At 61.0% G+C, this 12,726-nt stretch carries 9 protein-coding genes; 1 reads left to right on the plus strand and 8 read right to left on the minus strand.

All coding sequences use genetic code 11. The features are described from left to right. Window positions 1-232: 232 nt before the first annotated feature. The 4 genes from QNH97_RS28765 to QNH97_RS28780 all read right to left on the minus strand — a co-directional run bounded on the left by QNH97_RS28765 (window position 233) and on the right by QNH97_RS28780 (window position 5,297). Complete coding sequence (locus QNH97_RS28765; protein WP_283554937.1) at window positions 233-2,383, minus strand: hypothetical protein; 2,151 nt, start codon at window positions 2,381-2,383, stop codon at window positions 233-235. Continuing rightward, window positions 2,370-3,563 carry a DUF3142 domain-containing protein gene (locus QNH97_RS28770; RefSeq protein WP_283554938.1) on the minus strand — a complete coding sequence of 398 codons (1,194 nt, stop codon included), beginning with the start codon at window positions 3,561-3,563 and terminating at the stop codon, window positions 2,370-2,372. Before QNH97_RS28770 ends, QNH97_RS28765 begins: the two co-directional genes overlap by 14 nt. Window positions 3,564-3,643: 80 nt before the next feature. Next, window positions 3,644-4,270, minus strand: a complete 627-nt coding sequence (locus QNH97_RS28775; protein WP_283554939.1) for a glutathione S-transferase family protein — start codon at window positions 4,268-4,270, stop codon at window positions 3,644-3,646. 124 nt (window positions 4,271-4,394) lie between these two features. Further along, window positions 4,395-5,297 carry a LysR family transcriptional regulator gene (locus tag QNH97_RS28780; protein ID WP_283554940.1) on the minus strand — a complete coding sequence of 301 codons (903 nt, stop codon included), beginning with the start codon at window positions 5,295-5,297 and terminating at the stop codon, window positions 4,395-4,397. 321 nt (window positions 5,298-5,618) lie between these two features. Between QNH97_RS28780 and QNH97_RS28785 the strand changes: the two genes are divergently transcribed. Beyond that, complete coding sequence (locus QNH97_RS28785) at window positions 5,619-7,832, plus strand: LTA synthase family protein (protein WP_283554941.1); 2,214 nt, start codon at window positions 5,619-5,621, stop codon at window positions 7,830-7,832. Window positions 7,833-7,856: 24 nt separating this feature from the next. Here the strand turns inward: QNH97_RS28785 and nudK are convergent, their stop codons facing one another. The 4 genes from nudK to QNH97_RS28805 form a co-directional block, all read right to left on the minus strand. Continuing rightward, complete coding sequence (gene nudK, locus QNH97_RS28790; protein WP_283554942.1) at window positions 7,857-8,453, minus strand: GDP-mannose pyrophosphatase NudK; 597 nt, start codon at window positions 8,451-8,453, stop codon at window positions 7,857-7,859. Between the two features lie 52 nt (window positions 8,454-8,505). Then, complete coding sequence (locus tag QNH97_RS28795; protein ID WP_283554943.1) at window positions 8,506-9,939, minus strand: FAD-binding oxidoreductase; 1,434 nt, start codon at window positions 9,937-9,939, stop codon at window positions 8,506-8,508. 19 nt (window positions 9,940-9,958) lie between these two features. Beyond that, entirely contained in the window at window positions 9,959-11,116 is a 1,158-nt protein-coding gene (locus QNH97_RS28800; protein WP_283554944.1) for an L-talarate/galactarate dehydratase, read from the minus strand. Window positions 11,117-11,196: 80 nt separating this feature from the next. Next, window positions 11,197-12,717, minus strand: a complete 1,521-nt coding sequence (locus tag QNH97_RS28805; RefSeq protein ID WP_283554945.1) for a tripartite tricarboxylate transporter permease — start codon at window positions 12,715-12,717, stop codon at window positions 11,197-11,199. Window positions 12,718-12,726: the final 9 nt, after the last annotated feature.

Here is a 12,726-nt window from a genome sequence, read left to right on the forward strand (position 1 = left end):
GAACGAGCTTAATCACGAGATGGCAGCACATCAGACATTGATGCAAGCTGACCCACCGTTATCGCGAGCAAGCTCGCTCCCACAGAGGATTGGCGGTGCGCACCCATCTTGCAACCAACCTAGACCCCATGTGGGAGCGAGCTTGCTCGCGATAGCGGCTGCACAATCAACACCCCCGTACCTGACCCTCCGCCTTCGCGAGCAAGCTCGCTCCCACAGTGATCCGCTTACCTCAACTGGCTGAGATCCGGGTTTTGCGCCGGCGCCGACTGATCAATCCCAACGCCACTGCCACCACCAGCACCAAACCACCCACTTGCAGCAAACCCTTATACGGTCGCAGCGTCGAACGTATGGGCTCCAAGGCCTGTGTGACGTAACGTTTGTTCGCGTTGCGGAACTCCGGCTCCTGGCATTGATGACCGAAATCCTCAGCCCAATCCACGTACGGGCCTTCCTTCACGTAGCGCTGATACAACGCGCTTTGCTCTCCAAGGCTTGAGTTGTAGCCGACCGCCTTACACAACACTGCCGCAAACGCCTGGCTGGTATGGGGCAAGTTATCCGCCGCCTGGCTCGCCAGCGCCGTGGCGACAAAACGATAGTGGTAACGCACGTCCGGTTGCGCGGCGCTGGCCGTCTGGCGTTGCACTTCACCTTCGGCCACCAGCGGCCCGACCTTCAGCTCGACGGGTTCCAGGCTGTAGTTGCCCCCCAGGCTGGCGTAATCCGGCGCCATCTCGTAGCCAAGCAGTTCCATGCCCCATTTTCGCGCCATCCCGGACGCATTGAAATACGCCTCAGCCCGCCGAGTTGGCCACCATTTGGACTCGGCATCCTGGCGCGATTGCCCATAGGCCCGAGCCTTGTTTTGCAGATCGGCATTGTCGAAATAAGCCGGCGCTTCGTCATAGCGCCCTTCGCGCAACAAGCGACGACCCAGCAGATTGCGCAAGCTTGCAGCCACCGGCAATGGCACGTAGTTGTCGCGGTCCTGTTGGCTCAACGCCGGTGGCGCCGGGACTTGAGCGTCGACGTACTGCTTGAGCTCATCCACCGTCAGCACCCGTTCGGCAACCAAGGCAGCGTCGTACCAATAGTTGCCTTGGCCGCGATAGAGCTGATCGAAGGCTTGCAGGTAATCACCCCGTTGCAACGCCAGGATTGCGCTTTCGCCCTCGACCCGGCACTTGGGTTGCACTGACTCGTAGTCCCAATCCGCTGTACGTCGACTGCCCCAGGACTCATCGTTCGGAAAGGCCTGGGCCGCCTTGGCATAAGCCGCAGCGGCGGCGACCTTGTCACCGTCGCGCAACGCCAGCTTGGCTCGCACCCACCAGGCCAGGCCCGTGTCAGGGGCCTTTTGCACCAAGGCCTTGGCGCTGGCGTAATCGCCGTGTTGATAACTCACTGCGGCCAGGCGGTCGGCATCGTCCAGGTTGTCCTGGGCATTGGCCTGCAACAGTGTGAAAAGTCTTTTCTCCCCCGACGGCTCCTCACCGTCCCACCAGCCGATGCGGCTGAGCAAGTACGCGGTGACCAGGCGCTGCACCGCTTTGACCTTGAGCAATTCGCTCAAGCGCTCATCCGGCTGGGCACTCAGGTCACCGGCCAATTGCAGCAAAGAACTGTAGCCGACCTGGGAACCTTGCAGGGACTGGGTCGCGTACAGTCCGACGGCGCTGTCCCAATCGTCAACGGTGTAGGCCACCCGGGCTTCTTCACCGAGGCTCGCGACACCCAACTCCAGCGGATCGCTAAAACCGGCAATGCTCAGCTCGCGGGCCTGGCGGAACGCTTTCCGAGCCTGTTGCAGCAGCGCCGCAGGTTCGCCGCCACCGGCCTCGGTACTCAGGGCAAACAAGGCCCGTCCCAGGGAGTACGCAGCCCAAGTGCTGCGCAGCTGGCGTTGCTCGGCTGGCAACGCCAGCAACTGCTGGAACGACTCAGCGGCCCGTTGATGCTCACCGGCACTAAAAGCAGTCGCACCCATCGCGTACAAGCGCAATTCGGCAGGCAGGGTTGCCGCTTCGATGGCGACCTGCTCGACATCGGTCAGCGCCCGTAAACGCTCTACCACCGCTTGTTGTGGCGGGGTCAGGCCAATCTGCTCGGCCTTGCTGCGTTGTTCGACGTAGGAGGACATATCGTCATAGCTGTAATCCGGGTTGCGAGTCGCATCGGTGACAGGCTTGAGCCCGGCAATCGCCTGGCCGAGGCGACTGACCTCGAAGCGAAAGCTGCCTTCGGGTAATTCGGCCAGTGATTGCGCGCGGTTATCCAGCAAGCGCATCGGGAAGTCCGGTCCGCAGGCCAACACCTGGCCCAACGGCAGGCTGAGGCTCAAACACAGCAGGTGACGAGGCCACTTACGGGTAAACATTGAAACCTCCTTGGTCAATTTTCGTACAGCGCGCCCAACCGATTGCCCGTTGAGTGCCAGCGGCCAAACGGCCGTCCTGAATGCGGGTGAAGGTAAGCAGTCCGGGGGCTTGTTGCAACGTGTAACCCGCCAGGGCATCGACGCCATCACACCCGCCGACGGCAAGCGTCAGCCGCTGGGGCCAGGGGCTGTCGAGATTGCCCCGGTTGACCAGCCGAATATCGTACAAACCGTCCTGTTCCTGTAGCTGCACACCGAGGCGACTGTCCAGGCTATCCCCTCGGGCAACGGCCCCGAGGGTCGTCAGGCTCCAGGCCCGCCGGTCGCCCGTCAGCGGCAGGCGAAACCAGATCAGCCCGGCCAGGTGTTGAGGCGGTTCAGCGCGCAGGTCTGCCGCAAGCCCGGCCACTTGCTGCGGATCGGCCAGCAGCTCCCGACGCTCGCCGCCCCGGTCGATCGGCACTTCGCTTTCAACCACCGGCACGCCGCTCTCCGACGTCAGCAGCGCCACGCCGTAGGCCGGCAGGGCCAGGTAGAACGGTCGTGTAGTGACGTCGCTCCAGCGTTCAGCCCAGCGCTGGGCCTGTTGCGGATCGAACAGCCCCTGTCGCGGGTCGCTCACCGCGTGAACCTGCAACACACTGCTGTCCACCGTCTCCAGCAGCCCAGGCAGTGCGGGGCTGTCGAGCCAGGCAGGCAGTGCGGTGATGCTTAACCCCAGCGTGGCCGGCAAGGTCTGCCGCAGCTGGGTCAGGAATCTCCCGTAGGCCGGTAACCGCGCGTTACCGGCGTCATGGTCGATCTCCACCCCCACCGGGGCCAGGCCCTGGGCTTGCCAGTCACTCAGTACCTGCTGGATTTGCGAGATTACTTCGTCCTGGTCCAGGGATTTGAGCTGACCGTCCAGGCGAATCACGGCAATCAACGGTCGGCCATCAGCCTTGAGCATTGCCGGATCGATCCGCGCGCGGCTCCAGCCAGCCCCGGGGAAAGCCTGCAACGCCAGCACCCGCAGAAGGGAAAAGTCCTCACGACTCTGGCGCAACGCCGATTCGTGGGCCGGCGTCCATTGGCGTTGCCAGATATAGAGTTGTTGATCGAGGGACGGGGCCGGAGGCTGTTCGCAACCACCCAACAGCAACCCGGCGAGGGCCAGCGATAGCCGGAAAAGAAAAGTCATGAAACCTCACCACCCCTTGGAAGCCTCGCAGATTAACGCTTTGCTTCCGTAGGGTGGAGAACTTCAGGTTATTCGGCTGCTCACGCCGTCTTTTGCAAACCGACAGCTGTACGTGGCATGCCCACGAACCCTGGCAAGGCTTCGATTCCCGCCAGCCAGGCCCGCACATGGGCATAGTCCTCCAACGACACATTGCCTTCCGGTGCGTGGGCGATGTAGCTGTAGCCGGCGATATCGGCGATGGTCGGCGTTTCCCCTACCAGGTAAGTACGACCGCTCAGTTCCTGATCGATGACTTTCAGCACATTGTGGGAACGGGCAATCACGTCCTCGGCGTTATAGGCCGCGCCGAACACCGTGATCAGCCGTGCCGTGGCCGGCCCCGCATGAATCGGTCCGGCTGCCGCCGACAACCAGCGCTGCACCTGCGCGGCGCCCACCGGGTCGGTGGGTAGCCAGCGACCCTGGCCATATTTTTGCGCCAGGTACACCAGGATGGCGTTGGAGTCCGCCAATACCACGCCGTTATCGTCAATGACTGGCACTTGGCCAAACGCATTGATGGCCAGGAAATCAGCCTGTTTGTGCGCGCCTTTGGCCAGGTCGACGAAAATCTCCTCGACGGGTAGTTCGAGCAACGACAACATCAGTTGAACGCGATGGGAATGGCCGGAAAGCGGGAAGTGGTAGTGCTTGATAGGATTCATGGTCGACTCCGCTGCAAGTGACGCCGTCAGCACAACAGCGTCGATGGCTCATCTTCCACTCAAGGTAAAAACAAGAGAATCACCCAGAAATGCAATCCATTGTTTCAGTATGAGAAACAATGCTTCAGCCGCTCAAGGCCGGATGTTCGCGCAACGCGCCGACGGTGAAATCGACAAAACTGCGAACCCGCGCCGGCGCATTACGCCCGCCTTGGTACACCACATGGATCGGCAGGGGCGGCAGTTCGAAGTCGGCGAGGACGATTTCCAATTCACCGGCAGCCACATTGCTTGCCACTTGATAAGACAGGATCCTCGTCATACCCAATCCCAGGCAGGCGGCGGTGATGGCGGCCTGGTTAGCCGTCACCACCAGCCGAGGCACAGGCCGGACGGCCAATGGCTGGCCCGCCTCGGCGAAGGTCCAGCTTTTGATCTGGCCAATGGCCGATGACGCCACGACGGGCATCCGCTCCAGATCATCCGGATGTCGTGGCCGTCCATGGCGCTCGAAAAAATCCGGGGAGCCGCAGACCACCCGTCGCACTTCACCGACACGGACGGCGTGAAGATTGCTGTCCGGCAATTCGCCAATGCGCACGGCAACGTCGATGCCCTCCTCGACCAGGCTGACCGTGCGATCCAGCAGCAAGGCGTTGATGCTGACCTCGGGAAACCGATGCAGGTAATCGACCAGCGCCGGCGTGACGAACAACTGGCCAAACAGCACCGGCGCAGTGATCGTGAGTTGTCCACGGGGCTGGACGTGACTGCCGGCTGCCGAGTCTTCGGCCTCCTGCAAATCGCTGAGGATCCGGCGACAGTCGTCGAGAAAGCGCTGGCCCGCTTCGCTCAGGTACACGTTGCGCGTGGTGCGAACCAAAAGGGGCGTGCCGATGCGTTGCTCCAACGCCGCCACCGCTCGTGTGACGCTGGCCGCCGACAGGCCCAGGCGTCGCGCAGCCGCCGAAAATCCAGAGTCCTGGGCCACGGCGAGAAAAACCTGCATTTCCTGAAACCTGTCCATCCAGCCCCCGATGAGAAATCCTGATACAAGTTTGCTGCGCCCCCAAAGCAGCGCTCCGCGGCCATTGTAGGGGCCCAGGCCAGTGAACCACAGCCTAGCGTAGCCAGACACGGGTCATTGACCCGGCCATGGACGTCTACACTTGGTACCATCCAGTTTTATGACAATTTCATGACCGAAGACAAACCCCTGTGGGAGCTTGCTCACGATAGCGTCGGATCAGCCTGAATCCATGTGGACTGACACACCGCCATCGCGAGCAAGCTCGCTCCCACAGGGCGTGTATTCAATGGATTGGCTTCAACCGAAAGGCTTTGTCTTGTGAAAGCTCTCTACCGCTGTGCAACCCACCCGCTCGCCTCCCTCATCGCCCTGATGGGATGCGTACTACTCGTTCCGATCAGCCTGCGTCTGGCGTTGGGCTGGTCCGACCCGCTGGGCTATCTCTCGGACCTGGGCATCGGTGGGTTGCTGATCGTGTTGCTTTACCGTCGTCCCTGGTGGCTGGCACTCCCGATATTGCTGACCTGGAGCACATTGATGCTGACCAGCATCGAACTGGTCAGCGCCGTAGGGCGGATGCCCACCCCCTCGGACGTGCACTACCTGATCGACCCGCAATTCGTCGAGAACTCCACCAGCGGCGGCTTCGCCCATCCCTGGCTGGCCGCGCTCCAACTGGCAGCGCTGGCGTTATGGCTGGTGGTCCAATGGGGCAGCCGACGCCAACTGACGCCACACTTGCCGCGCCACACCTGGGCATTGCCGGTATTGCTTTTACTGGCCCACGGCGCGGTACAAACCTGGCGACCCAGCGAGGCAGACCAGTGGAATGTGTTCAACCTGCCCCACCAACTCGTCACGGCAGGTATCGCGGCCGGACAGGAGCGGGCCCAACAATGGCTCGAAGGCGATACCGTGGATCCGCTGCCGCCGATGGAAGGGCTTACCCAGCTGGACCTCAATGGCGCGAAGCTATTGGCCGAACCGGGGCGAGCGCGCAACGTGCTGGTCATCACCCTGGAAGGCATTCCCGGCGCCTACCTGAACGCTAACCGCCAGGCCTTGAACAGCCGCTATCAGGAAAACCTGATGCCGCACCTGAGTGCCTGGGCCGAGCGCGGCATGAATACACCCGATTACGTCCTGCACAGCCACCAAACCATTCGTGGCCTGTACGCGATGCTGTGTGGCGACTACGACAAACTCAACGACGGCACGCCCAAGGGCGTCGAAATGCTGAACCAGACCCAGCGCAACCAGGCCTGCCTGCCGGCCCAGCTGCGCCAGAACGGCTTCTCCACGCATTTCCTCCAGGGCGCGGGCCTGCGGTTCATGGCCAAGGATCGAATCATGCCGCACATCGGCTTCGACACGACCCTGGGCATGGACTGGTTCACCCAACCGGCCTACCTGGAATTCCCTTGGGGCAAGGACGACAAGACTTTTTTCGAAGGCGCGCTGGACTACGTCGGGCAGCTGCAACAGGCGGACAAGCCCTGGATGCTCACCCTGCTGACCGTGGGTACCCATCAGCCGTACTCGGCACCGGATGACTATCTGCAGCGCTACGACTCTGCCAAGCAGGCCGCCGTGGGTTACCTCGACGACGCACTGGACAGCTTCCTGACGAGCCTCGAGCGCCAGGGCATCCTGGAAAACACCCTGGTGGTCATCACCTCGGACGAATCCCATGGCATCGATGATGTACGCCTGGCGTCGTCCTGGGGATTCAACCTGACGCTGGCGCCGGAGCCATTGCCCCGAATCAAATCAGGGACCTACGGCCATGTCGACCTGGCCGCTTCGATCCTCGATTACTTCGGTTTTGCAGTACCCACGTCGCTGTCGGGCCGCTCGATGTTCCGGGACTATGCTACGGGCCGGGAAATCATGTCGTTCACCAATGGCAAGCTGCGCTATCACGATGGCAAGGGCACTTTCACCGAGTGTGATTTCCTGCAGCATTGCCGTTATTACGCCAGCGAAGGCTTCGTCGCCGACCGCGCCCTCTATAACGGACAATACAGCGGCCAGCGCGCCAGGCTGATCAGCGCCCGAGCCACAGCTTTGGACCAGACTCTGCTGAGCACACCCCTGAACCAGCATTATCAATTTGGCAGCGCGGATAAAATCCCGCTGCCGGCCCAGGTCACCAACGACTGGACCGACAATCTGATCGGAGCCCAATACCTGGAAATGCCCAAGGGGTCGCGAACCCGCGTCAGCCTGACCATCCGCGCCATGGATGCGGACCAAGCCGCCTATATTTCCCTCAAGGCCAAAGAGTTTGAACAGGACGTGCCAATGGACTTGCCCACTGAAGTGGCGGTGACACCCGACCAGCCGTTGGTGATGGACATCCATTTCGACAACCCGCAACCGCGCAAGGCGTTTTCCTTCCATTTGCTGGGTCATGGTGCAGGCGCTATCGAGATCAGTGATTTCAGTGTCGTGACCGAATTACCGGACCAGACGGACCAGCCGGAATACCTGGACGATATACTCGACGACAGCGAGGCCCAATCCAGCTAAGCGCGAAGCACCGTCGAGCGCCGGCTAATCCAGCAACCGATGCAGCTTGGCGTACTGCAACAGCATGATGGTCTTGCCGTCGCAAATCTCCCCGTCCTCAATCATGCCCAGGGCTTGATCGAGGGACATTTCCAGCACCTCGATCTCCTCGCCTTCCGCTTCAAGTCCACCGCCTTCGTGCAGCTTGTCTTCATCGAAGTATTCGCCGACGAAAAAATGCACCCGTTCCGTCACCGAGCCCGGGCTCATGAAGGCTTCGAACACCTTGCGCACGTCCTGGATGATGTAGCCGGTTTCTTCCTGGGTTTCCTTGCGGATGCAAGTGTGCGGATCGTCGTTGTCCAGCAGTCCGGCACAGGTTTCGATCAACAGGTCATCGTAGCCGTTGACGAAGGCCGGGAAGCGGAATTGCCGGGTCAACACCACAGTCTGCTTGGCCTTGCTGTACAGCAGGATGGTGGCGCCGTTGCCACGGTCATAAGTCTCGCGCGTCAGCTCGCGCCATTGGCCGTCGCGGCCGAGGTAGTCGTACGTGGTCTTGCGCAGCACGTACCAGTTGTCCGAAAGGACTTCGACGTTCTTGATGCGCACGCGGTCTTTGGTGGCGGTTACCTGAGTCATCACCCACTCCATGTCTGGCATTTGAGCAGCAGGCTAGCAGAGGCCGGCTCGATCACTCCAGCGCAGTGGCGAAGACCTTCCCGGGATTCATTAACCCGGCCGGGTCCAGCGTGCGCTTAATGGCACGCATCAACTCGATCTCCAGCGGGTCCTTGAAGCGAACCGCCGCGTCAGGCTTGGCTTGTCCCAGGCCATGCTCGGCGCTGATGCTGCCGTTGAAGGCGCTCGTCATCCGGTAGATGACCTCCATGATCGCGTGTTCCCGGGCCTTGAACGAGGCGTCCGTATCGCCGAGCGGTTTGCTGATGTTGTAGTGCAGGTTGCCGTCGCCCATATGGCCGTAAGAAACAATGCGCACCCCCGCAAAGTCCTGCTGCAAGACACTATCGGTGCGCTCGATGAATTCCGGAATCCGACTCACGGGCACGCTGATGTCATGCTTGAGGCTCGGGCCTTCATGATTCTGCGCCTCGGAAATACCTTCGCGCAGCGCCCACAGCGCCGCGGCTTGTGTCTGGTTGCTGGCCAATACCGCATCGATGACCCAACCGCACTCGAAGGCGTGGGCCAGGCCGTTTTCAAGCAACAGCGTCAATGGCGCATCCGGCACCGTGTCGCGCAGTTCAATCAAGGCGTACCAAGGGTGCTTCGTTTCCAGCGGGTCACTGCAACCGGCCACGTGATCGAGGACAAAATCCAGGCTCTGGCGCGACATCATCTCGAAGCCTGTCAAGCGGTCGGCGCAGAGGCTGCGCACATGGCCGATCAAGTCCACCGCCGCCTGTGGCGAAGGCAGCGCGACCCAGGCTGTCGCCGTGCTATGGGTCGCCGGGAACAGTTTGAGCACCGCCGCCGTGATGATGCCGAGCGTGCCCTCCGACCCGATAAACAAGTGCTTGAGGTCATAACCGGTGTTGTCTTTACGCAAGCCCCGCAACCCGTTCCAGACGCGGCCGTCAGGCAGCACCACTTCCAGGCCGAGGGTTAGCTCACGCATGTTGCCGTAACGCAGCACTGCCGTGCCGCCGGCATTGGTCGCCAGATTGCCACCTACCGTGCAACTGCCCTCCGCTCCCAGTGACAACGGAAACAAGCGACCGACCTGGCTGGCGGCTTCCTGTAGTTGCTGCAGAATCACCCCCGCCTCTACCGTGATGGTTTCATTGGCCAGGTCGATTTCCCGGATGCGCTTCATCCGGCTCAAGGACAACACCACCTGGCTGCCGGAGGCATCAGGGATCGAGCCACCACATAAGCCGGTGTTGCCACCCTGAGGCACCAAGGCAACCTGGGCGCCATGGCAGATGCGTACAACTTCGGCCACTTCTTCAGTCGTCGCCGGGCGTACCACCAAGGCAGCCTGGCCTTGATAGGCGTTACGCCAGTCCGTCAGGTAGCTCTGCATCAACTCAGGGTCACGCACCAACCCTGCCTGTCCAACCACCCGCTCGATGCGTTGGAGCACTTCATCGCTCAACGATGACATCCCTCTCTCCTCGATCGGTTTACGGACGCTGCCCGAACTCCGCCTGATTCGCCGTCCAGCCCGCCACACGCTCGCTCAAGGACAGCCCAAGGCCAGGTTGAGTGGGCACCAACATGCGCCCATTACGGGTTTGCATGCGTTCGTTGAACAGCGGCTCCAGCCATTCGAAATGTTCAACCCAAGGCTCGCGGCTGTACGTGGCGGCCAAATGAATATGCAGTTCCATGGCAAAGTGCGGCGCAATCATCAGCCCCGCTTGCTCAGCCAATGCCTGGACCTTGAGATAAGGGGTGATGCCACCGACACGGGGCGCATCGGGCATCAAGTAATCGGCCGCGCGCAATTTGATGAACTCCCAGTGTTCGGCAACGCTGGTGAGCATTTCACCGGTCGCGATCGGCGTATCGAATTCCCGGGCCAACGCGGCATGACCTTCGGCGTCGTAGCAATCGAGCGGTTCCTCGATCCAGACCAGGTTGTATTGCTCAAGTTGGCGACACATGCGCTGCGCGTTGGGCCGGTCCCACTGCTGGTTGGCGTCGACCATCAACGGGAAATCATCCCCCAAGTGCTTGCGAATGGTACGGACCCGATGCAGATCCAGTGCCTGGTCAGGCTGGCCAACCTTGAGCTTGATCCCTCCGATACCCTTGTCTCGAGAAAGGTCGGTATTGATCATTAATTGATCGAGCGGCGTATGCAGGAACCCACCCGACGTGTTGTAGCACTGGACAGAATCGCGATGGGCGCCGAGCAAACGAGCCAGCGAAAGATTGGCTCGCTTGGCTTTCAAATCCCACAGGGCCACATCAAAGGCGCCAATCGCCTGGGTCGCCAGGCCGCTACGCCCCACCGAGGCACCCGCCCAACAGAGCTTTTCCCACAGCTTGGAAATGTCGCTGGGGTTCTCGCCGATAAGGCTGGGAGCGACTTCTTGGGCGTGGGCAAACTGCCCAGGGCCGCCGGCGCGCTTGGAATAGCTGAATCCCAGGCCACGGTGGCCGTCCTTGGTCTCGATTTCCACGAACAGAATGGCGATTTCTGTCATTGGCTTTTGCCGACCGGTCAGCACCTTGGCATCGCTGATGGGGTTGGCCAACGGCAGGAAAACCGAGGCCACGCGCACCCAGGCAATACGGTCATCGTCGCCTGAAGTGCATTGAGTCGGGTCTTGCATGGCTATTCTCCGGACGTTTGGGTTCGGCCGCTGCAACACGGTTGCGTGTTACAGCAGCGAATGCGGACGAATACAGTGGGTTAGCTGCGCATCAATTCAATAGCAGCACTTTTCCTGTTGCGAATGACCGTCACCAAATGCCAAGAGATAGACGCGACGGCCAGAATGAGGAAGCCCGCCGAGATGGGATTGGTCAGGAAGCCGCCAAAGTTGCCATCGGACAGCATCAAGCCACGGCGCAAGTTGGTTTCAGCCATGGGCCCCAGGATGAAACCGATGATGAACGGCGCGATCGGCAAACCGCTTTTGACGAACCCATACCCCAGCAAGCCAAACAGCAGCACCGCCCAGACGTCGAAGATCCGGCTGTTCAGGCCAAAAGCGCCGACCACGCAGAGCACCAGGATAATCGGCAACAGAATATGCTTGGGCACCGCCAGCAGTTTGATGAACATGCGCAAGCCGTAGAACTCGAGCACCAGCATCAGGACCGAAGCAAGGATCAGCGCGGCGAAAATCGTGTAGACCAGCGGTGCCTGGCTGATGAACAGCAGGGGCCCAGGCTGGATGCCGTGGATCATGAAACCACCGAGCATGACCGCCGTGGTGGTATCGCCGGGGATGCCAAGGGTCAGCAGCGGAATCATCGCGCCACCAATACCGGCGTTATTTGCCGTTTCGCTGGCGACCACGCCATCAATCTTGCCTTTGCCGAATTCCTCCGGCGTTTTGGAACGTTTCTTCGCGACGATGTAAGAGACGATGTTCGACGTACCGGCACCGATGCCGGGCAAGATGCCGATGCCCAGGCCGATCAGGGATGAACGGGTGGCGTTGGGCAACTGGCCGACAAACTCCTTCATCGAAAAACCAAAACCTTTCACGCCTTTCATGCTGACGTGCTGTGGTTTGGCCCGGTGGCTCAGGCGCGCGCTTTCAGCAAACTTCAGCACTTCGGCGACGGCGAACATACCGATCATGACGGTAAGCATGGCGAAGCCGCCATTGAGGCTCGGCATGTCAAAGGTAAAACGACGGATGGCCTCGACCGGGGCGATCCCCACGGTGGAGAAGGCAAAGCCCAGGGCACCGGCAAACATGCCTTTGACCAGCGAGCCGGTGGACAGCGTGGCGATCAAAGTCAGTGAGAAAATCGCGATGGAAAAGTATTCGTGCGGACCAAAGCTCAAGGCCAGATCCGCCAAGATCGGAGCGATAAACATCAGCGCGGCGATACTGAAAATCGTGCCCAGAAACGAGAACACCACGCCAATCCCAAGGGCCTTGACGCCATGGCCTTGCTTCATCAGCGGCCAACCATCGAATGTCGTGGCGATGGAGGCCGGTGTTCCCGGTATGTTGAGCAATATCGCCGATATCAGCCCTCCCGAGGTGGCGCCGACAAACAGCGCAACCAACAGCGCCAGGCCAGGGCCTGGCCCCATCGAGTAAGTCAACGGCAAGCACAGCGCGATAGCCATGGTGGCCGAGAGCCCGGGCACCGCACCAAACACAATCCCCACCGCAACGCCGAGGGTGATCAGGAGAAAAACGTAGGGTGTAAGTACGGCCGCGAAGCCTGTTTGCATGAGTTCAATCATGGCCGTCCC

The organism is Pseudomonas sp. G2-4 (genome assembly GCF_030064125.1).
GTDB lineage: Bacteria > Pseudomonadota > Gammaproteobacteria > Pseudomonadales > Pseudomonadaceae > Aquipseudomonas.